Genomic DNA, 20,699 nt, shown 5'->3' on the forward strand with positions numbered 1-20,699 from the left:
ATGTTGGCCTTCGAGGCAACCTCAATAACCTGCGGGAGGGTATTTCCAACTTCCCGATTTTTTATATGGCGGAGCCGGAGACAGACCCTTTCCGAGGTCACGGCGCTCCTTCATTTCCGATATGTCCTCGATCTCGAAGAAAGAAATCGATGCCTGTGGCTGTCCATGGCTGTGAAACACCTGCTTCAGGTGATTTTCCTTTCGAGGAACATGCGCGTTACTCCCCCCGAAGCCTCCATTATTCGCCACGATCACTAGCTGGTACATGTGATAATGTAGTGCGGCCGCCATCTGGTCGAAGGTGCCGACATCCTGATTCAGCGCAGGAATGGCGAAAACGTCAGACCTGTTACGAAGGTCGGATGCAAGCCTGAGATCGGTCGCGTCATAGCAGACGGCCGCAGTGAGCCAGAGCGGATCTGCCGAGAGATTTGTTGTCCATTGGTAACCAACAAGCCATTGAACAGGTCGGAAGCCACGGACCAATTTCTTGGCCTCCCAAGCTTTCTCCATCTTGGCGAGGTGAAACTTCCCTTGGCGTCTGGTCTTGATCTGGAGGCCCCTGCCGGCCATGAGTTGAGGCAATATCCATATTGCCGAATTGACTGGAGGCAAGCCAGGTTCAACCTCCTCATACGTCAGGCCGGTCAGGATGATGGTCTTGTAGGCTCGCGCGAACGGAATGAGGTGAGTCTTGATATCGCGTGGATGGACCGCGAGCTCGGGCAAGATTAGCCAGTCTAGTCGCTTGTCCTGCGTCTGATGGGTCGCCCGGAGTTCCAGCATCTTTTCCACTGCCGCGAGCGCGGTCGAAAGGTGATTTCGATGCTTCTGTCGGATAGCGGTGCCCGAAAGCGTGAGATCTCCATCCGCGATTTCATGAGCTTCTGGGGTGATGGTCTGCACCACGCAACCCCGAAGCGGTCTATCCTCTCTTGGATATGCCAGGAGCGGCGCTAATATCGGCAGCATCAGAGTGCCTGTAGCCTCTCCGACGTGGCGTCTCGCTGCCTCCAGTTTTTCGTGCAGGAACAGGACAAGCTGCTCAGGGTCTCGCTTTAGCCATTCGCCATCGTCGACCCTGCACCCCGGCCATGCCAGCATCGAATAGAGTAGGTCTTCGGTCGTGTGCGAAATGGCAAGCCAGTCGTCACCGAAACCCTCATGTCCATTGTGGAGGCCATAGGAACGTTGGTACCAATGGCTGCGCACCTGCCGGTAGATAGTCCTCGTCTCTCGCCATGATGGCACACGGACTTCGGTGAAATCGAGGTTTCCGGTAAGTATGAACCTGACAAGGTACCCCATTTGGAATTTCCAGCGTAGACCCGAGTCACACCAGATCGGAGGTTCATAGAGCGCCTGCAGGACCCCTGATGGCGCATACGCTTTGTCAGCAATCCGAACCTCCACAATCTCGGTGTGTCTGCGATCGCTCGATAGCTTTACCTCGATGGATGAAGGCGGCATTGCGTAAGGTTGCTTTTCGGTCAGCAGCATTTTGGCGAATGCATACATGAAGCTCAGGACTCCTATCTCATTCCGGAGATCGGGGTCCGTGGGTGCACGTGGGGATTTGCACCGCGACAATGACGTCCAGCCGTCGTGCGTTGGACTTGGCTGATCCCTGAGTATCCATGACGGCTGCAATTCGGCGGCGAAGGCAGGATCGCGAATCGCGATTTCCTCGAATAGATTCGTATCTATCGAACCAGCTATAAGTTGCCTTGCTTCACTTTCGTCGAGGACCGACCGCCTGGCCATAACCGCAAGTGTCGCGAAGTCGGCATATGTCGAGGACTTCCGATCTCCGTTCAGAAAGGAAAGAAACTCTAAGTAGAGCCGAGTCTCCGGCATCCTAACACGCTCGGTCCAGCGCCTGTCCGTTTTCTCCCTCATTACCGCCAACAAGAGGACTGCCTGCTGCCTTAGGTACCAAGGTGTCGTCCGAGTGGCGAATGACACCACTTGAAGGGCTTCGGCCGCCAGCAATGCCCGGTATTCCTCGACATCGACGTTGCTAGGCAGGCACTCGTCATCCTCCACGAAGCCGGTCTCGGTTGCACCGGCCTTGAACAACTCGGAGAGGCAGTACAGGGCAACAAGGCGCGGCTGACCCCGCGTTCGCTTGAGGTATGGGCGCAGAAGGTCCAGCACCAGCCTAAGAACTTCGGTCGATGGCCAGATGTCCAGACCGATGCGCAGGAGCCGCACGTTTGATGGATCGTCGATCCATTGCTGGACGAGACTCAGCGCAAAATTACGCGCCTCGTCGTCGAGTTCGGACCGCGTCATCGCCGCTCCTCGGAAGGGCGTTTCGTCCACCGTTGGGTCGGTTTCGACGCCGATTGCCCTGCCACCGTCCAGAAGGGGCCGCAGCGATCGGAACGTGGTTCTGAAACGCGCAGCCGAGAAGCGGGCCACGGTTGCGTCCCTTACGTCTGGAACCGGAAGCATTCGATCATTACTGGCTTTCCTACTTTGATTGTAGTGCTCCTGCGCACGCACGAGGCTCTGCACGGCGTCAATTATTTCCTCGCCCCTCGTAGCGTCAAAGCCACCCGAAAGTGCGCTCTGAATCCGGGCCATCTTCCGCCCCTGACGGAGCAGTGGACGATTTTCACCACTAAAGTTAGCGGCCTGCGTCTTGTCATCGGACACCAGAAGGCCCGGCGCCGCGTCGGCAAGAACCCCTGCCAACCAGGCGAAGACCGAGAGTCTGATTTCTTCCAGATCCCGGTCTCGTGGGACGGTCACGACCAAGCGCACGTCGTCGACGTAACGGGTTGTATCGCGGAGCGAAATACCGGCGGAGATCGTCGTTTCCCTACTGGCGGCGACCTGGTGGTCGAAATCAAGCAAGACAAGGTTCGCGAAGAAGCCGGCAGAAACCAGGCCCTGCGGCAGGCAAATCTCTTGGAATCCGCGAACTTCTTCTCCCTTCCTGGCGTATTCCTCAACATCGGACCGGTCGTCTTCATGCCATGTCCAATGCAAAACATTAGCAGCGAGTTCGTAGAACCGGGGATCGTCGCCTTCGCGTTTGATACCCTCGAGCTTTTCCATGAGCATGGCCGGCCGCACGCGGTCGTAAAACTGCTTCAGGTCAGAGCTTACGATTACGACTCGGTGGCCATCAATTTCCAGCCTCTGGGCGATTTCTTCGGGGCGGCCTATGAAGCTTCGATAATCGATAGAGAATGACCGGTATAGCTTTGACGACCCCCAACGATGCTGAAGGCCACCGAAACCATCCGAGTCGCAAAAGAGTCGATTGCCGTAGGACAGGACGGAACTCCATGCTTCTTCCTTGTCTTCGGACGGGTGCGGATCGCCCTGTAGCGATTCGACGCGGTCTGCCAGGCAGAGCATTACGGCAGTAGCCGCGACCTGGTCGCGAAGGCTGACGTGGGCCAGAGGCCGCAAGTTTACCTCCCCAGGGTTCTTTGGCCCCCAGATATCGGACCTGGCCGCCGCCCACTTTTGGCTTTTGGGAGCTGGCACGAGCCGGAGCGGCAGCGTAGTCCACTTCCCCGTCCTCAGTTCGTCGCCTATTGATTGCAGGAAGTCAGGAAGGTTCGCGGTGGCGAAATCCAGCTCCAAGGTATCCGAGAACCAGTTGTGGTACCGGATCCAGGCAGAGGCCTTTTTCCATGCCTGGATGAGGACGTATTCTTGCGAAACAGCTTCAATCGTTGGGTCGAGACGTTGCATGGTTCCCCGCTTGGCCTAACCCATTTCGAGCCGGCAAATATTTTAAATAAACTGTGGTGCGGATTACGGATTGCCGCAACGACGAATTGCAACTGCAGTTATCGTCAACTCCTTACTCCTCGAACGAAACCTTGAAATTCCGATATCCCGATGGCCAAGCACCATCAATCGAGATTGCTCATGTCGGCTCCGAGGTTCTGTCGAGGCCTGCTTCAAAGGCCGAAGTGGGCCCAAGCCGTCATTCTGTTGAGCGGCTCAGTCTCCCGTATTGGTGAATCTCATTCGACGTAACGCAGCATTCATAGCGGATATCGGCATCTCACCAAACCGAGCCGCCGAGCATAGCAACGGCGGCTTGTTTTACCAGAGGCGCCCGATGCTCTCGGGCCTTCACGTGTCACTATCCAATGTTTGATCGCCAGAGATGTCCAGGGATGTCCTCATATATCCATAATAAAATGTGGGTGGAAAGCGGGTTGCGCGATTCGAATATACGAAATTGTTAGCTTTTGAATGACTTGCAAACACATTTGGCGGAGAGAGCGGGATTCTAATTCTCTGCTGGCCAGCTTTCTCAGTGTAATACCCATTTCACACTGACGCGGTTGTTGCCCGGGTGTGACCAAATGGAGGGCCTGGGAGCGCCGGCCGCTAGCTAAACACCGCTATGATCGATGGCGCTTATGGTCTTCATGCCGTCCCGCCTCAAACGCGTTGTTTCCCTTCGCATTCCAAAGGTCGCGCGCATGCTCACCTTCGTGGCTCTGCAGCTTGGCGGCCATCCAGAGCATCGCGCCGTAGATAGTAGCGCGATCGTCATTGGTCAGGTCAACGATGCCTGCCTTGACGACGAGCCCGCCGAGTTCGATCAGATGTCGAGTGCGCTTGCGTCGCTCGACCTGCCACGTGCGCATGTCATTGCGAGCCCGTGCCGCCTGCCGGCGATTGTGAGCTGCCTTGTTGCGCTGGATCGCTTTGAACGTTGCGCCGAGATGGCGGAGCAGTTCGCCGGGACCTGCTTTCGAAAAACGTTACCCCACGCTTGGCCCATGCCTCACGCTTTGCGGTGTCTTTCGTCTCAGTGATCGTGACCAGTGCGCCGGCCAGTTCGTCGGTGCTGAGCTCATCGGCGCCGGTGGTGATCACTAGCTCGCCAAGTTGCTGCACCTTTCGCGTTTTGAGCTCGCGCGCTTTTTCTTCCAGGGCGTGAAGTTCGGCGTCGAAGTCCCGTGGTTTGCGCATAGTTGTCTCCATCGGTTGTCGATCTCTGGATGATAGGGGAGCGGCTGCCGGAAGGCTTCTAGGTTGCCGAGACAGCCCGGGACGGGCTGGTCCATCCCGAGATTTTTTCGAGGGAGGGCGCGCTTATACGTCGTGCCGACGTACGCTTTGTCGTGCAAATGATCCTGTCGCGATGGCGATCTATCATCTTCACGTCAAGGTCATTGGCCGCAAGGCTGGGAGCAGCGCTGTCGCGTCCGCCGCCTACCGCTCGGCGTCGCGGCTGCGCGACGAGCGGACCGATCGTGTTCAGGACTTCTCGGCCACCCACATAAACGACGAGGTGCGGGCGCTGAACCAGGCAGCGCGCGAGCGCATGCGCGTTGCGGGAGATCTCGGCGACGATGTTCAGGTGGATGTCGAACGCGGTGCAAGGGCCTTCGCCAGCGGCGACCGGGTCATGTTCCTGCGCAACGAGCGCGGGCTCGGCGTCAAGAACGGCACGCTCGGCGTCATAGAAAAAATCAGCACACAGAGCACGACCGTGCGCACCGATGACGGCAGGTCGGTTCGCTTTGACCTGAAAGACTATGCCCACATCGACCACGGCTATGCCGCAACCATTCACAAGGCGCAGGGCATGACCGTCGACCGGACCCATGTGCTCGCAACGCCAGGCATGGATGCACATGGCAGCTACGTCGCACTATCTCGACATCGAGACACGGTGGACCTGCATTATGGCGGCGACGACTTCAGTACGCGCGAGCGGCTGAACCGAACGCTGTCACGGGACCGCGCCAAGGACATGGCGTTGGATTATGACCATATCGACCCGGTGCAGAGCTATGCCGAGCGGCGCGACATCACGTTCCGCAAGCGTGTGGTCGAGATCGTGCGCCGCATCGTTCCAGACAAGCTGCGCGACAGGATCGGCGAGCTGCTGGACGGGTTGCGCTCGCCCGGAGACGGTGAGCCCATGCAGGAAGGTGGACCTGGGCCGGGAAGGGAAGACGCTAGGGTACGGATCGGAGATGCAGGCCCGACGCCCGAAAGGAAAACTCCCTCCACGGGAGTGTCGCGCGACACGGATATGCCGGTGGACGCGGAAGCGGCGTTGCGCAGCGCTCGCACCAAGGCGCTTGTTCGTCACGCGCGCGCGCTCGACGCGATGTTGCACAACGCAAATGCGGATGGGCAGGGCAGTCCCGACCAGATGCGCGGGATGCCCGCAGCTCTTTCGAGAAGGTTCGGCCGCATGGCTGGCGCGATGCCGAAGCGGCTTATGTGAAAAATCCCGAACTTGTCCATGAGGCGGCGGCCGGCCAGGTCAGCCGCACCGTGCTTGCTCTCCAGCTTGAGACGGAAATCCGCACCGGGATGGACATCGATCGCGGCCGCAAAGCCGACCGGTTCGTCGAACGTTGGCAAAAGCTCGACCGGACCGGACGGGAGCAATATCAGGCCGGCGACATGTCGGGCTATAAGTCAACGCGCACGGCCATGTCCGATATGGCCAAGAGCCTCGAACGCGACCCGCAGCTTGAATCCCTACTGGCGAACCGCCAACGCGAGCTTGGCATCAACGTGGATTCAGGTCGCCGCCTGGGCGCGGAACTGGCACTCAACCATGGCATCGGTAAGGGCCGGGGCATTGGGATCTAAGGAGTGCCTATTTGCCGCCGTTTCCACCCAGCAGGCCGCTGAGGCGACAAACCTGATTGCCTGATGCAGGGGTTCGTCCTGTCTGTCCCAGCAGAAATCAGCGACCACCAGTAAGGTGCAGGCAAGCGATGTCCGAGCCGGATCGTATTATACGCCTCAAAACCGTCCTTGGCCGGACGGGCCTGTCCCGTTCAACCATCTATCGCAAGATCGTCGAAGGCACGTTCCCGGCTCAGATCAAGATCAGTGTCAACAGGGCTGGATGGAGGGAGTCCGACGTCAAGCGATGGATCGCCGATCCTCTCTCATGGCACACCAGTGCATCACGAAAACACAGTGACTAGTGGCGGTGTAGTGGCACGTTGCTGTCAAGGTTGAACACTCATCTCTGAGGCAAGTTCAACGGCTGGCAATGGGCCGGAAGCGGACCATCCGGTTTAAGGGTACGGCGGGACCGTTGCCGCCATTCCCGATTCGCCAAATTCGGGCATGACGGCCTTTAGCAAAACTTGCAATCGACGGCTTGCTTCCGTATCACCATTGGGGCTTGGGCACAGTAGAGTGCAGTCGCTCGCACCTGGTATTGTCTCGAGGCTGCTCCACGCGCGGGCGGGTGGGGGGAACACAACAAATCCACCCATGGGATGACATCTGACGACCTGGTCCTCAGTGGACCAACCAATGGTTCTCCTATACTTCTCGACGGTATAGGGTTTCGAGTTCGTAATCTCGCCCGACTTTCCATGATGCTCGGAACTGGCCAAGCAAGCGTCCCCTACCAACAGCGCCTTTTGAGTCGGCGTTGTTATCCGAACCAGATAGTCAGGCGAACACTTGAGCTCTGTTCCTATAAAAGGGCGCTCGACATCAAGGTCCTGATGGCGCGCCGCCCACTCCAGCGCGGGCGTAGCGCGCTCATGTGCCGGGGGGATCCGGTCATAGTCGATGAAGACGGGCTCAGCCTCGAAGTCCAATTCGATGACAACCTCACCTCTCGTGAGATGCCAAGAGCTTCGTTTCACACTCTCGACCACCTCAACGGTGCACAGGCCGGAGAATCCCTGTCGGCGCAGCTCTTTTGCGATCCAAACAATTCCCCAAAGCTCCCAAAGACGATTGAGGAAGAGCGGTGGGTAATGAGATCGCGCCGATTCAACCTCAGAAATCGCCTCTGACGGGGTCGGCGCGAAAGCGCGTAGCAGCGATCGAACTCTGTGATCTCGCTGAAAAAGCGGGCTCGGGTGGATTCGTGTACCAAGCTCAATGTCCCTCACGAAACCAGCAAGCCTCGTCCTCACATCGCCGAGTCCACGCAAGATTGAGCTCAGGCGCTCGACTTCCGCATTGATCTTTGTCTGACGATTACCAGGATTTTTCCGACCACTTTTGGCCGCCATGGTCTCAAGCGCACGCTGTAGAACCTTGGCAAGGTCGCATACTTGACCGGAACGGCGAGTCGCCCAGTGGGAGACTAGGGCGTTTTCTGCGAGCGGCACATCCTGTCTCGAGTGAGGCGCCAATTCCGTGAAGGGATCATTGCGGATCGAGCCTGCAGCACGGATCTCGTCTTCGAGCAGACTCATGATCTCGGCCGGCGTGCTTGAGCGCGGCCCGCTCACGGGCCGGCTCCATGTCCGGCCGGGCCGGTCGGCCAGCATGTCCCACACGGCTGCGAACCCTAGTTCACTTTCGATATCCTCCGCCATCGCAACCACATCGCGATAGCTGATAAGCGCCGTCGGGATGACATAGCAGCGCAGCACACTGTCCTTGGGGAATTTTAACACGGCGCTGACTTCGCCGAGCCGCCGCTGTCTCGACAATTCCTCTGACAGGTCCCATCGCTGCCATTGCATACCGTCCTCGCAAAGTTCGGACAGCTTCGAAACCTTCGTTTCACGGTGGCTAGGTTGCGCGGGGTGGCCCCGGGTTAAGAAATCCAGATAGGGATGATCGTCTCGGATTAGATAGCATGCGTCCGGTTTCCAGGGGTATTTGACACCCGTCCCGTCCGCGTCCCTGACGCGCACCTCTTCGATGGTCGTCTGGTTCACTGCCACGGGGAAACGAACCCGAGGTGCGCCTGCTGGCGCGCCAGTTTGAGGCGACGTCGTGTTCTGGGCAGATCCTCGCCATCTTCGACAAAAGCTTCGATCGCCGTGAGCGCGGGGGCGAGCTGATCGAAGGCACCCGACAGTTTCACAAGTATGCGGCTTGCGATGAGGCGATCCACCAGATCGCTGCGATCCAAGAGCTCCTTGCCCTGGAGATCAAGCCGGTGATGCAGACTAAGCGATGCCCTGATGTCGGAGAGCACCCGGCGCGAGGGCAGCAGATCTTGACGAAGATCATGGTGATAGACCGCCTTGTGAAGCGCGCTCAACACGCCATCAATTCGTTCATCGGTGCTCGCACCAGTCATCGAGACTGCCGGCAGACCTGGGAGCGGCGTGAGAGAACGCAAGATCGTAAGCTCGGACGGTATTTCTCGATCATAGGGGACTTGCGATAGCTCTAACAGAAAACAGCGATCGATTACCTTTGGGGAGGGAGGCCTGGACGATTCGTCGATGTTCAGCGTCCCGAATACCCGACAGGCCGCGATCGGCTGATCTCGAGTCAGCGTGCCAGTCCCGCTATCGAGAGCATGGAAGAGCCGAGATAGATAATATTCTGGCCTCGTCAGATTAAATTCGTCGAACAGGACCAGATGGGCCATCTCCCGTTGCGTGCGCAAAGCATTCAGCATGCCTTTGTCGCCAAAAAGGGGCTCGTCGTCCGCCCAATGCGCCTGCACGGCGACATCATGGAAGTCTTCTCCAGCGTTCTTGCCCAAGAGACGGGCGATCAACCGTACGAGCGTCGATTTCCCGCAGCCGGGTGGCCCGGCGAGTAGCACGATCGGTCGGACAGAGAGCGCCAGAAGCGACACTACGATGTCATCGAAGTGGAGATGAGGAGCCTCACTTTTAAGGACGTCGCGCAAGGTCGTCAAAGCGTGGGAGAAATCAGAGTCTGCGATCCGAATACTCCAGTCCGAGCGGCCATCCCGCTCGGATCGGGCAGAATGTAAGAGCGGACCGGATGCGGCGACTACCGGTCCCGCCTTGGCCGGAGGAGCGCCGTCGACGAGTCTCATCTCGCTGACGACCACATCAGCCAACGGTTCGGCGGCATCAATGCCGTCATCCGACGTGAGAAACGCGTCCTCAACGTGGGGGCGAACAGGTCGGCCGTCGCGACCAATTGCGACGTCTGCTTCGCGATCATCGTCCGTATGCGGATCGTCGTCGACATCGATTCCGGCCATCAGACGCGCAGCGGCTGGGTCCCCTTCCTTGATAAGCCGCTCCAGCTCTTCGATTGAGACCCATCCGCGTTCGGCTGTGACCGCGACGATTTTAGACATGCCGAGATCAATAATGATGTCATCGGCAGTGTCGACTGCCAGCGCGTTCGTCGGCAGAGGCTCGTCGAAGGGATTGAGCGCAGCTTCCTTTCTCTTTCGCAGTTTGCTGGCGTCGATCCAGAGATGCCCCGTTCCGTCCACCTGTTCCGAGGTTATGGACGCCCGCTCGGCTGCCGGGTCCCACACCAGCCGCATCCTACCAGGCGAATGGCGGACTTGTATGGGCATAAAGCGTCGGCCGCGGCGGGCCTCGACCCCGGCAGTGAGGGCGGGTACCAGCCGCGCCTTGGGCTCAGCGCCTTGGGCCAGAGCGGCTAGGCCTTCGATCAGGCGTTCCCCACCGTCATCTACAAACGGGTCGTTTGGATCAAGCACGGTGACATAACGCTCCCGCTCCGCCGCCTCCTTGACACCCAATAGCAACGGATGGGGGAGAGTGGCCTCAAGTGAAGCCGTGAAGAGCTCGCTGCTCGGTCCACTAGCCTCTCGAAGGCGGGGCGGAGCGTAATTGTGCAGAATATGTGCAAGGCCGCCAGCTGCAGCTGCGACGGCGAAAGAGCTTCCTACACGCAGCACGTTGGGGCGATGACCGTCCGGGAAGAGCGTCGCCAGCATCGCCTCTTCAAAGCCCGGCAGGAGGCTTGTTCCACCCGCCAGCAGGATCGTGTCTATCAGACGGTGCGCGTCACTAGGCGCATTCACGTCGCGTTCATGGAGACGTTCTTCGCTCTTTAGACGGGCGTCCTGCGAAGAGATTTGATTTTCGTAAAGCCGTTCGCATAGCTTTTCGAACAATGGACGCAACTCCGCCCAAAGCTCTGAAGAAACGGAGGCCAGCATGGCTGGGTCAATTGCAAGCGATGTCTGCGGCAACGAGTGGGCGTAGGAGTCCTGAGTTTTGCCCAAACTAGCTTGCACTTTGGCCCGTTCGATGTCGCGCAGGACCGTGTCCGTAACATTCAGGCCAAGACGTTCGGCCAGTCGCCGATCGACCCATCGACCGGCATGATCATCGCTATCCCCACGCAGCGCGCGAAGCCGCAGGTCGCGCTGGGCACCCGTCTTGTCTATGTTGAGGATGGTACTATCGCGGCGACTGACGATCAGGGTCATGTTGGCGGTCGAGGCGCCGGCGTCCACGACGAGGAGGACATTGTTCTCGCCTGCCTCGAGCTTCAGACTGCGCTTGAGAAGACGAAAATACTCCGCGACCATCTCTGGTTCTGGGAGAACTGTGACACCCGGAATGGCAGCCTCTATACCATCCTTGTATCGCGTTCTAGCGTCACTATCGGCGATCGACGGCATGAGGGCAAATTTGCGCCGCGACTGATATTCGGCGGGTATCCTGTCGAGGATCTTGCGGAGATATTCTCGAAAGACTTCGTCTCGTTCGAACTGTCGGAACGGCGTGCGAGGATCCGCCCGATCGTAAAAAATCTTCCGCACTGGGTTACCGTGCAACATCCAGTCCTTGATGTCATCGATTTCATAAAACCACGACGCATCGTCTGGGCGCTCCAGTTGGAGCGTCCACTGTTTACGGTCGTTAATGGCCGGATCGGCGATTATGAAGCATTTAGACGATTGATATGGCTGATCATTATCCCATAAGAGAAATCGAAATGCAAAATCAGCCATGTCTACTATACTTCCGTCAATATCGAACTCTTGGTTTATGGGTGCGAACCAAGCTCTGGAACACTACCATATCGCCAACTTCGCCCCATCTAGAAGCATATGCCGGTAGGAGCACCGCCCTTGCAAGAGGGCTCTGGCTTCGAGTTGCTAGGAGTATCCGGCTTCGGACAAAGTGACCGCTGATGTCGAACGGTTTCGGGATTGCCAAGTCTTAGCAGCGATGCTGCGGAGTGCGTGCAGATGCGGTCAGCTGGAGCGGCGTGTTTCGGGGTCACGACGATCACCGTGAACAGCGGGAATGAGGCGCATTGCTGATTGATCGGAAACAGATAATCCGTAATGCCGCCGGCAGGTGCCGCCTTCGGCTAGGTGATGCAACACCGATCCGGCCTGGCCACGTGCAAGCTGTTGTGGAGCTCGGATCATGGCTTCTCTATTCGGCGGCTTGGGGTCAAGCGCTTTTGTCATTTTCCGCCTTACCAACGTCTGACGTCATTCGCGGGTTCGTGCTTCTCTTCGGGATCGGCCGTTGGCCCTCCCTTGATGGGATCAGAGGATAAGGCGGAACAATCTGATTCGCGTCCTGGCCAGCAAGACATGACCGGTACGCCCATGATCGCGAACTCACCTCATCCGTCGTCCCGCGAAGGACATGCTTCCGCCGTTGGGCGGAACTCTCTACCTCTTCTTCCCGGCCTTTTGTCAGACGGCTGACGCCATGGTTTCCCGGGTCCAGCGGAACTGGGTATTGTCCAGCCACATACGGTGCATGACAACCGCCAGGCGACGTGCGAGCGCGACTGTCGCCTTTCGCAAGCCACGCCGCTTGGCGACGTTCATCGCCCAAGCCTTCAGCCATGACCATTTCCTCACGTGCGTCAGCATGACTTGGGCTGCCTCATAGAGCAATGTTCGCATCATGCCATCCCCGCAGAGGGAGATGGATCCGACGCGCTTGCTCTCGCCGGACTCATTGAGCATTGGTGTCAGCCCCAGGATCGGCCCTACCGCCTTGGAATTTCTGAACCGCTGTGGAATGTCGATCGTCGCGGTACGCGAGCGCCACTATGGAGCCGACACCAGGAACCGTCATCAAGCGCCGGCAGGTCGCGTCGTCCCTGGCGATCGCCAGCACTTGTCTGTGCAGGTGAGCAAATTCCTCGCGCAGTTTTCGCCTGGCGGCCAGCAGTGGCTCCATGATCTGTTCGAGATCGGGCATACATTCGACGAGCTCACGGATGCGGTCCTCGAACTTCGCCGTTCCCGCGGCGCCAACCTTAAGCCCGAAGTTGCGCAGAAGACCGCGGATGTCGTTGTCGATCGCGATCGCCTTCTCCTGCAAGATCTTGCGGGCCGTCAGCAGCGCCCGACGTTTCTGGCTCGTCAGCGTCTTGATATGCACCGGGCGGAACAGGTTGACCCGCATCATCTGGGCTATGCCGCGCGCATCATTGCGATCCGTCTTGTTAGGCTGCGCCTTCAGGAATGCTTTCGCATGACGTGTTTCGATGCAGATGACCGGCAACCCCGCCCTGGCCAGCCCCTCGAATAACCACTGCGACAAGGGGCCGGCTTCGAGCCCAATCCGTTCAATGTTCCAAGTCGAGGCCTTCAGCACCACAATGAGATCGTCAGGGTGGCTGACCACCTTCACTTCACGACAGATCCTGCCGGATTCGTCGACAATGCAAACGGCGGTTTCCTTCACCGAGACATCGAGACCGACAAAGTGCTTCATATTGCGCTTCCTTTCCTGATGCTTGTGGCTGTTGGACAGACCACGTTCTACCATCAGCTCGAAGCGCTGCACCTTCTTGCTTCACCGTTGAAGATGGGGCTCAAGCCGAATACCCCATCTGATTCCGACAATAGCATGACTTTGTCTTCCGTCACGCTCGGGGGAGGTGGCGAGCAGGCTACAAAAAGATCTGTTCGTTCCGACGAAGCAGATCCGGCGCTTGCGCTGCTAAGAGACTGGTTGCGGGCGCAGCATGTCTCGCAGGTACTCTGCCGACTTCAGCAACGCCTAGAAACGCGCGTTCTCGGCGCAGCCTGTCCGGCGGCGACGGATGCGAAGGTTGGTTACTCGATCGCCTGCCAAGCGGAAGTCGAGGCTGCGACAGTGGCTTTGAAGATTCAGGATAGACTTCCGCGTACGCCCGCACACTCACTTCAAATTGGAAGCTTAGCATCTGGGCTGCCAGCTTTGCATTGGTGGAAGGAGGTGCAGGTAAAGACAGCGCTTCTAATCCAGGCTTTGATCGCCTCAATGCTTCATAGAACAACCAGCGGGTAACGAAGACATAAGCTGTCAGTTTTGCGGCGCGATTAACTTCGGCTTCCCATTTGGCAGGATCGTGCGTCCATCCTTGCTCGTCTACCATCCATTGAATCAATGCGCCTTGGAATGCAGGATCGGATGCGCGCTGCGCATGCATCGCATCTCGTATCGCTGCGACGGGAGCAGTCATCAATTCGCGCAAGGCTTCGACAAAGAGCTCATCAGGAGCCATTCCGGCAGGTTTCGAGAGCCCGGTAATGATAGGGGCAAGATCGTGAAGCGCTCTTACCCAGGCCTTGGACATCCGGGTGAGAACGATAGGATCATAAAGCTCCTCGCGGAGAAAGGCCTCCCCGAGCACCTCCTTGTGAACGATCTTTGTAATAAGGGAACCGGTTTGCTGGGTGTCGATCAGGTAGAGCGATTTAGCATCGGACGTGAACGCCCATCGGCATCCGTGCGCCAGAGCTTTGGACACGGCGTCTCGGAGATTTTCAAAATCGAGCGGCGAGGGATTGGCGTGATCAGGAAGCCGAATTTCTCCACATAGCGCCGCTTGATCCCCTTGTATGATCAGGTCGCTCCGCTGCCTGCTGCCCGGTACATGTTCCTCAACTTTCACTTTGTGAAATCGCCACGCCGGATTGGCAGCGGCGGCCTGCTCCCACCACTTGCTAACCTCAGCCGCAAAACCCCACTCATTCACGCCGCATATCTCCGTACACGCACACTGGTTACGCCGGAGAGCTTTCGGAACAATTAACCATCTAAATGTTAGATTTAATTGGATATTGCTTTGTCTTTTAAGGGCCATTTCCAGGCGAATTCGCAAAGGTTTACTGCCCGCGTCCTTTAGCCAGTGCCAAGCTCTTTGGCTCCAGTTTCTCGCCAATGAACCCGACATGGTGAGTTCCGTCCACGCGCGCGGCGCGTTGCCAGGGGACATCAACCCCTACGGTTCTGGTGGGCAAGCGAAATCCCGGACCAGCCCTTCAATTCCTGCATGTTGATGCGCTGCTCCTCGGTAATCCGGTCTCTGTGCATTGCGATGCACACGACATGACGTGCGCGGCTCGCAGCCACGTAGAGCTTCTTCATGAAGCTGGCTCTAATTGAGACATTGGTTTGTGGATGATGCGGATCGTAGATTGGCTTCGGGGCGGCCTCGTCCAACAAGAACGGCAACATTGCCTCGGGTGCCGTCTCGTCCGCAGCGCGATTTCCTAGCATCGTCCTACGCGTCGGGCGCGCCGGAAGCGGTGTTCGAGCGCCTTTGGGCACGACGAGGCCGTTGTGGCCAATGCTTCAGGCGTGGGGTGATATCCGATGCCAAATAGCGGAGCTGAGCAAGCAACTGGCCGCTATGGCGCGTGAGGACCAGCACTGCCATCTGCTCATGTCAGTGCCCGGTGTAGGCACCGTCCCAGCCAGAGCCTTTGCCGCAGCCGTGGAGGATCCGGCGAACTTCAGGAACTCGCGCGCCGTGGGTGCATGGATAGGCCTGACCCCGAGACGCTACCAGTCCGGCGAGGTCGATCATGACGGCCATATCTCGCGCCGTGGCGACAATCAGTTGCGGGGACTGCTATACGAGGCGGCCGCAGTCATCCCGAACCAGTCGACGGAGAAAAGCGCCCTGCGAACCTGGGCGTTGGAGCTGAAAGATCGGCTCGGCTTCAAAGCGAGCGGCCGTGGCCCTGGCGCGCAAGCTGGCAGTGATCAGCATGCAATGCTCCGGACGGGAGAGCTGTTCGATCCGCACGTAGGAACGCACGCCGCTGCCTGATCTAAGACGCTCCCTGCGAGGATTCCGTCAGGCCATTCAACCAACAGCGTTCTTACAGGACGCACCGAGCCGTCCCGATCATTCCGCGAAGCGGGAAGCAACTGCCTCGTTTAGTAGATTGCGCCTCGGCCTGAGATGGCGCGACTGCCATTTGACTTGAGCGGGAAGAGGCGTCGATCTGGCCATGGAGGTCCCTTCAACGAGAGGAACTCGCCATGGCTACCCTGTCGACCGATGCACCAATCTCTCCGCTTCGCCAGCGCATGCAGCACGACATGGCTCATGCGTGGCCTGGGCTCCCATACCCAGCCGGACTACGTTCGTCACGTCCGGCGCTTCGCTGAGTTCCTTGGCCGCTCGCTCGACACGGCGACAGCTGAGGACATCCGTCGATTCCAGCTGCATCAGCATGAGAGCGGCGTCGGCCCTGCGACGATCAATGGCGCGGTCTCGGCACTGCGGTTCCTGTTCCTCGTGACGCTGAAACGTCGGGATCTGGCGCGTGCGCTGGTGATCATGAGGTATCAGCGCAAGCTGCCCGAGGTGCTGAGCGTGGAGGAAGCGGCGCGGCTGCTCGAAGCCGCACCCGGCATCAAGTACAAGGCCGCGCTCGGCGTCGCCTATGGCGCGGGCCTGCGCGTGTCCAAGTTGCGCACCTCAAGATCGACGACATCGACTCGACACGCATGCTGATCCGCGTCGAACAGGGCAAGGGACGCAGGGACCGCAACGCCATGCTGTCGCTGCAACTTCTGGAACTGCTCCGGCTGTGGTGGCGCGAAGGCAGGTGGCGCGGGGTGATGCTCCCCCATGGCTGACTGTTCCCCGGGGCGCAGCTTCACCGCGCCGATCTCATCGAGGCAATTGCACCGCGAAGTCCAGGAGGCAGCCAAAGTCGCCGGCATCCGCAGCTCACACCTATGTCGGCGTCCGTTACCTTGCCGCGAGCTGGCTTAACTAGGACATTGCTCATACCTACTCCTTGCATCGACGAGAGCATCTCGCCCCATCGGTAGTCTTTAGCCGGAACAGAGTGAGGTCAGCCGGCGCGTGCGGCCTTTGTGCGATTACGTCCACCTGCCGCTCTTTTAACGCTACGCACGGGGACGGCTTTGGGAGCCACGACGTCGCCGAGCCGCTCTATACGGAGGGGCGCGCGCGAGGGAAGGCGAACGACGAGTTCGAGTTGCCCCCCGATCGCCTCGACGCAGCTTTTAAGTGTAGACAAGTACATGTCGGCTTGTTTCTCGATCTTCGAGACCGAAGGCTGCTTGATCTTGAGGACCGAAGCGATTTCGGCCTGAGCCTTTCCAGCGGCACGCCGCAAATCGCCGAGACTCTCGACTTCTCCCCTTAACTCTTCGAAACGCGCGTCGACCCGCTCCCGACGATCCTCGGGGAGCGCAGCGATTAGGTCGTCAAGCTTGCGTCCCATCACTTCTTCTCCTTCTTCGCCGCCGCCAAACGGTCGAGATGCCCTTGACAGCGCTTGTCCGCCTTTACGATCAGACTTTTATAGAAGCGCTTCTCACTCACGCCCGACTTATCGCCGGCGATGAGCAGGATCGCCTTCCGCTTCCGGTCGAATGCGAACGCAACCCGCCAGACACCATCATCAGCGTCGAAGCGAAGTTCTTTCATGTTCGCGAACGACGAGTCATTCAAGGTATCCGCATGCGGTCGCCCCAGCTGGGGCCCGAACACACCGAGCAGCCTAGCCGAGGCCAATAGCTCATCTTGGACTGTCTAGTGCAACGCCTCGAACTCCCCATCGAACTCATCGCCAAAAACGACTTCCCAAGCCATATAGCTCCTGGGCGAGTGGTCAACAACATCATCAAGCTGCCGAACGATAACCTGCGGCCGAAACAAGGTACGCGCGGCCGACGATCATCCGGCCGCCGCTGGCACGACTGGCAATTCGCGACCTGTCTGCGCTATGGAGCGGCATCGTCACCGGCGTTCTGACGGGCATGGCCGGCGCGTAGCTGTCGCTTGCCCAGAATCCCGGCTTGTCGTGAAGTATATGACCGCCAGCAAGGGTTCCATCGCGCCGGCAGCGCTCACCGTCGCCAAATGGAAACCGGTGCCGGCGAGGTTCGCGTGTCTGGCGGGGAAGGTCGCGTGGGCCGGAGGTGAAGCCGGCGAGGCGCTTGCGCTGGTCCATGCGTAATCGTGCGGAGGATCGCGCCGCGCCGTGCATGCGATTGGAACTCTCGTCCCGCTGCGCTGCTGAGATCTCTCCTGTCAGGCGGTCTAGGTTTCGCCCTTCGGGCCGAGCAGGAAAACTATGAGGGCAGCCACGGACGTGGCAACAGCACTGTAGGCAATGGCGCTGGTAATCCCCGCATTCTCGACCAATAGTCCGCCGAAAATCGCGCCGGCTGCGATTGCCACTTGGAATACTGTGACCAGCAGCACACCGGCGCTTTGGGCCTGCTCGGGAACAGCCCTCCGTACCATCCACGTCTGCAATCCCACTGGCACCGCGCCGAAGGCAAACCCCCACGCGGCAACAGCAATCGCCGAGGCCAAGGCCGATGCCCCCGCCGTCAGCAGCGAAACAGCGGCTATCGCTATGAGCAGCGGTGCAAGGGCCGCGACTGCCTTGAGATTGTACTCGGCCAGAAGCCCGCCGGCCAAATTGCCGAAGAATCCACCGATGCCAAAAGCCAGCAACACAAGCGAGATCGTCTCGACATCCAGCGCGGGAATCTTCTCGAGGAAGGCGCGGATATAGGTGATTCCGGCGAAGTGGCCGGAAGCGACCAGCAGGACGACCAAAAGCGCAATTTTGACCATCGGAATCTTGGCTACATCCAGCAGGTTGCGGAAGCTAGCCACTCCAATCGGAGGCAGTCTCGGAATGGTTAGGAGCTGCACGAGCAGTGTAGCGACGCCGCCGGCTGCGGCGAGCATGAAGGCGCTTCGCCATCCCCAGACATCGCCGACATAAGCGCCGATTGGAGCTGCGCAGACGGTAGCTACGGAAACGCCGGTGAGGATGATCGACATAGCGCGCGGCAGGAGGTGGCTTGGAACGAGCCGCATCGCCAGTGCTGCCGACATCGACCAGAAGCCTCCGAGCGCTATGCCGAGCACGACGCGTGCAGTTAGGAGAACCGCCAGCGACCAGGCGCCGGCCGCCAGAACGTCCGACAGGATCAGCAGCAGCGTCATGGTCCACATGACGGTCCTGCGGTCCAGGCGCTTTGTGATGATGGCCACCGTCGGCGCCGAGATCGCCCCGACGATAGCTGTCGCCGTCATCGCCTGTCCAGCCGCTCCCTCGCTGATACCGAGATCATGCGCGAGGGGCGTGAGCAGGCTGACAGGCAGAAACTCTGCCGTGACCAGCCCGAAGGTGCCCAAGGAAAGCGAAATGACGGCACCCCATGCCGGACCAGACGGTGGGACCGGCTTTTCTGGGTCGTGCAGAACAGCGTCCATGACGCCTGCTGCGGATCGGGTCATGAACGAAGTCTCCACTTTGATGCAATGCAACGTGATGTTGGCTGCCTTGACCCAAATCTACAAACACAAGCGCATTTCCCGGCGGCGTTGCACGGAGGAGGGGATGTTCATTGCTTCGCGATATTTTGTGACGGTGCGGCGCGCAACATCAATGCCGGTTTCCTTCAGCCGGACAGCGATGTCCTCATCGGAAAGCACGTCGCCGGGAGATTCTGTGGCAATGATCGCTTTGATCCGATGCCGGACAGCTTCGGCGGAGTGCGCATCGCCGCCTTGGCAGGACGCGATCGCGACGGTGAAAAAATACTTCAGTTCAAAAACTCCGCGCGGGGTAAGCATGTACTTGTTCGAGGTCACCCGGCTTACCGTCGACTCGTGCACGCCGATCGCGTCAGCGACGGTTCTAAGATTGAGAGGCCGCAGGTGGGCGACGCCGTGTTCCAAAAAGGCATCCTGCTGACGCACGATTTCAGCCGCAACCTTAACAATCGTCTTGGCGCGCTGATCGAGGCTGCGGATTAGCCAGTTCGCGTTTTGCAAGCATTCGTCGAGAAATGCTTGATCTTTCGAATTTTGGGCAGTTTGACGCGTGACTTCGGCATAATAGGTTTGGTTGATCAGCAGCTTTGGCAGCGTGGCGGGATCAAGTTCGATCTGCCACCCGCCTTGCGGCGAGGGCGTGACCCAGACGTCGGGTATGATTGATTCAGACGCACCGGATTCGAATCTGTTCCCAGGCTTGGGATCGAGCGCCCGAATCTCATGCATCATGTCGAGAAGGTCTTCTTCATCGACGCCGCAATGCTGCTTCAGTGCCTCAAAATCCCGTCGCGCAAGCTTTTCAAGATGGGCAACCAAAGCTGCCATTGCCGGGTCGAGCCGATTTCGCTGGCGCAACTGAATCTCGAGGCATTCTCTGAGACTTCGCGCAAAAACTCCCGGTGGATCAAATTGCTGCAAGGTTCCGAGAACCCGTTCCACAACAGCCTCATGGACATTCAGGCTCTCGGCCAGCTCCAAAAGGTTTGCCCGAAGATAGCCAGTGTCTTCCAGATCGGCGGCAAGCTGGCCAGCGATCAGCCGCTCCTGTGGTGTGAACGCAGTGAGGGCGATCTGACGAGCGACATGGTCGTGCAATGTTTCGGCGAGGGTGGCATACTCGTCGAGGGAAGGGCCATTGCCGGGCGGGTTGTTGGTCGTGTTGCGAAGTGATTTCCATTGCCCGAGCCGTTCAGGCGAACCTCCCCCGGTCGGTCCTTCAACGGCGTTTGCCCCAGGGCCGACAGGCTGATCCGCTCCCGAAATCGAAACGTCGTCAAAAGGCCCGCCATCGCTTGATGCAGATTCCAAGAGCGGGTTCTTCTCAATTTCCCGCTCCACGAACTGATGCAGTTCAGTATGCGCCAGTTGCAGCAAGCGAATCGACTCAATGAGTTGAGGCGATGCCACCATGGATTGCTTCTGGCGTTGAAGCAGGCTTGCTGAGGATTGCATGGTGAGCGCGATAA

Annotated in this window: 15 protein-coding genes and 4 pseudogenes; 7 read left to right on the plus strand and 12 right to left on the minus strand. The window is 58.9% G+C overall.

The features are described 5' to 3' along the window. Positions 1–21: 21 nt before the first annotated feature. The 3 genes from NKI73_RS16055 to NKI73_RS16065 all read right to left on the minus strand — a co-directional run bounded on the left by NKI73_RS16055 (position 22) and on the right by NKI73_RS16065 (position 4,956). Positions 22–3,714, minus strand: a complete 3,693-nt coding sequence (locus tag NKI73_RS16055) for an RNA-dependent RNA polymerase family protein (protein WP_352631267.1) — start codon at positions 3,712–3,714, stop codon at positions 22–24. A gap of 665 nt (positions 3,715–4,379) precedes the next feature. Further along, the gene (locus NKI73_RS16060; protein ID WP_352631269.1) at positions 4,380–4,628 is read right to left on the minus strand and encodes a conjugal transfer protein TraD; all 249 of its coding nucleotides are present in this window, start codon (positions 4,626–4,628) and stop codon (positions 4,380–4,382) included. A gap of 1 nt (position 4,629) precedes the next feature. Continuing rightward, a complete protein-coding gene (locus NKI73_RS16065) occupies positions 4,630–4,956 on the minus strand; it encodes a conjugal transfer protein TraD (protein ID WP_352631271.1) in 327 nt (108 codons plus the stop codon). A 304-nt stretch (positions 4,957–5,260) separates the two neighbouring features. On the opposite strand from NKI73_RS16065, the pseudogene NKI73_RS16070 reads away from it, so the two are divergent. Together NKI73_RS16070 and NKI73_RS16075 are read left to right on the plus strand one after the other, a co-directional pair. Beyond that, positions 5,261–6,600 (plus strand): annotated as a pseudogene (locus NKI73_RS16070) (Ti-type conjugative transfer relaxase TraA); the annotation flags it as partial. Between the two features lie 128 nt (positions 6,601–6,728). Next, on the plus strand, positions 6,729–6,944 hold the full coding sequence (locus NKI73_RS16075) for a helix-turn-helix transcriptional regulator (protein ID WP_352631273.1): 216 nt from the start codon (positions 6,729–6,731) through the stop codon (positions 6,942–6,944). A 93-nt stretch (positions 6,945–7,037) separates the two neighbouring features. Here the strand turns inward: NKI73_RS16075 and NKI73_RS16080 are convergent, their stop codons facing one another. From NKI73_RS16080 to NKI73_RS16100, 5 genes and pseudogenes are all read right to left on the minus strand, one after another. Further along, complete coding sequence (locus NKI73_RS16080; protein ID WP_352631275.1) at positions 7,038–8,660, minus strand: hypothetical protein; 1,623 nt, start codon at positions 8,658–8,660, stop codon at positions 7,038–7,040. Then, positions 8,651–11,650 (minus strand): AAA family ATPase, encoded by a 3,000-nt coding sequence (locus NKI73_RS16085; RefSeq protein WP_352631277.1) that lies wholly within the window; start codon positions 11,648–11,650, stop codon positions 8,651–8,653. Before NKI73_RS16085 ends, NKI73_RS16080 begins: the two co-directional genes overlap by 10 nt. Before the next feature lie 702 nt (positions 11,651–12,352). Next, positions 12,353–13,388: pseudogene (locus NKI73_RS16090) on the minus strand (IS110 family RNA-guided transposase). Positions 13,389–13,566: 178 nt separating this feature from the next. Next, on the minus strand, positions 13,567–14,637 hold the full coding sequence (locus NKI73_RS16095; RefSeq protein WP_352631279.1) for a hypothetical protein: 1,071 nt from the start codon (positions 14,635–14,637) through the stop codon (positions 13,567–13,569). A 239-nt stretch (positions 14,638–14,876) separates the two neighbouring features. Continuing rightward, entirely contained in the window at positions 14,877–15,029 is a 153-nt protein-coding gene (locus NKI73_RS16100) for a hypothetical protein (RefSeq protein WP_352631281.1), read from the minus strand. 199 nt (positions 15,030–15,228) lie between these two features. On the opposite strand from NKI73_RS16100, the pseudogene NKI73_RS16105 reads away from it, so the two are divergent. The 3 genes and pseudogenes from NKI73_RS16105 to NKI73_RS16115 form a co-directional block, all read left to right on the plus strand. Then, positions 15,229–15,717: pseudogene (locus NKI73_RS16105) on the plus strand (IS110 family RNA-guided transposase); the annotation flags it as partial. 282 nt (positions 15,718–15,999) lie between these two features. Continuing rightward, positions 16,000–16,410, plus strand: a complete 411-nt coding sequence (locus NKI73_RS16110) for a tyrosine-type recombinase/integrase (protein ID WP_352631295.1) — start codon at positions 16,000–16,002, stop codon at positions 16,408–16,410. Then, positions 16,404–16,535, plus strand: coding sequence for a hypothetical protein (locus tag NKI73_RS16115; RefSeq protein WP_023760407.1), 132 nt, complete (start codon positions 16,404–16,406; stop codon positions 16,533–16,535). The genes NKI73_RS16110 and NKI73_RS16115 overlap by 7 nt, the downstream gene beginning before the upstream one ends. A 221-nt stretch (positions 16,536–16,756) precedes the next feature. Here the strand turns inward: NKI73_RS16115 and NKI73_RS16120 are convergent, their stop codons facing one another. Continuing rightward, the gene (locus NKI73_RS16120; protein WP_352631302.1) at positions 16,757–17,152 is read right to left on the minus strand and encodes an XRE family transcriptional regulator; all 396 of its coding nucleotides are present in this window, start codon (positions 17,150–17,152) and stop codon (positions 16,757–16,759) included. After that, positions 17,152–17,448 (minus strand): annotated as a pseudogene (locus tag NKI73_RS16125) (type II toxin-antitoxin system RelE/ParE family toxin); the annotation flags it as partial. The pseudogene NKI73_RS16125 and the gene NKI73_RS16120, both read right to left, overlap by 1 nt. Before the next feature lie 18 nt (positions 17,449–17,466). On the opposite strand from NKI73_RS16125, the gene NKI73_RS16130 reads away from it, so the two are divergent. Both NKI73_RS16130 and NKI73_RS16135 read left to right on the plus strand, forming a co-directional pair. After that, complete coding sequence (locus NKI73_RS16130; RefSeq protein ID WP_352631303.1) at positions 17,467–17,685, plus strand: hypothetical protein; 219 nt, start codon at positions 17,467–17,469, stop codon at positions 17,683–17,685. Positions 17,686–17,743: 58 nt separating this feature from the next. Further along, on the plus strand, positions 17,744–17,890 hold the full coding sequence (locus NKI73_RS16135; RefSeq protein ID WP_352631305.1) for a hypothetical protein: 147 nt from the start codon (positions 17,744–17,746) through the stop codon (positions 17,888–17,890). 83 nt (positions 17,891–17,973) lie between these two features. On the opposite strand, the gene NKI73_RS16140 is transcribed toward NKI73_RS16135, so the two are convergent. After that, positions 17,974–19,191 (minus strand): MFS transporter, encoded by a 1,218-nt coding sequence (locus tag NKI73_RS16140; RefSeq protein ID WP_352631307.1) that lies wholly within the window; start codon positions 19,189–19,191, stop codon positions 17,974–17,976. A gap of 57 nt (positions 19,192–19,248) precedes the next feature. Continuing rightward, positions 19,249–20,685 (minus strand): RNA polymerase factor sigma-54, encoded by a 1,437-nt coding sequence (rpoN, locus tag NKI73_RS16145; RefSeq protein ID WP_352631308.1) that lies wholly within the window; start codon positions 20,683–20,685, stop codon positions 19,249–19,251. Positions 20,686–20,699 lie beyond the last annotated feature (14 nt).

It is taken from the genome of Mesorhizobium sp. M0496, from assembly GCF_040321205.1.
GTDB lineage: Bacteria > Pseudomonadota > Alphaproteobacteria > Rhizobiales > Rhizobiaceae > Mesorhizobium.

Coding starts and splice junctions, on each gene's coding strand:
- NKI73_RS16055 (WP_352631267.1), bottom strand. CDS start 3,714: ATGCAACGTCTCGACCCAACGATTGAAGCTGTTTCGCAAGAATACGTC.
- NKI73_RS16135 (WP_352631305.1), top strand. CDS start 17,744: ATGACCGCCAGCAAGGGTTCCATCGCGCCGGCAGCGCTCACCGTCGCC.
- NKI73_RS16100 (WP_352631281.1), bottom strand. CDS start 15,029: ATGAAGAAGCTCTACGTGGCTGCGAGCCGCGCACGTCATGTCGTGTGC.
- rpoN (WP_352631308.1), bottom strand. CDS start 20,685: ATGCAATCCTCAGCAAGCCTGCTTCAACGCCAGAAGCAATCCATGGTG.
- NKI73_RS16120 (WP_352631302.1), bottom strand. CDS start 17,152: ATGGGACGCAAGCTTGACGACCTAATCGCTGCGCTCCCCGAGGATCGT.
- NKI73_RS16085 (WP_352631277.1), bottom strand. CDS start 11,650: ATGGCTGATTTTGCATTTCGATTTCTCTTATGGGATAATGATCAGCCA.
- NKI73_RS16075 (WP_352631273.1), top strand. CDS start 6,729: ATGTCCGAGCCGGATCGTATTATACGCCTCAAAACCGTCCTTGGCCGG.
- NKI73_RS16110 (WP_352631295.1), top strand. CDS start 16,000: ATGCGTGGCCTGGGCTCCCATACCCAGCCGGACTACGTTCGTCACGTC.
- NKI73_RS16060 (WP_352631269.1), bottom strand. CDS start 4,628: ATGCGCACGTGGCAGGTCGAGCGACGCAAGCGCACTCGACATCTGATC.
- NKI73_RS16065 (WP_352631271.1), bottom strand. CDS start 4,956: ATGCGCAAACCACGGGACTTCGACGCCGAACTTCACGCCCTGGAAGAA.
- NKI73_RS16115 (WP_023760407.1), top strand. CDS start 16,404: ATGCTGATCCGCGTCGAACAGGGCAAGGGACGCAGGGACCGCAACGCC.
- NKI73_RS16140 (WP_352631307.1), bottom strand. CDS start 19,191: ATGACCCGATCCGCAGCAGGCGTCATGGACGCTGTTCTGCACGACCCA.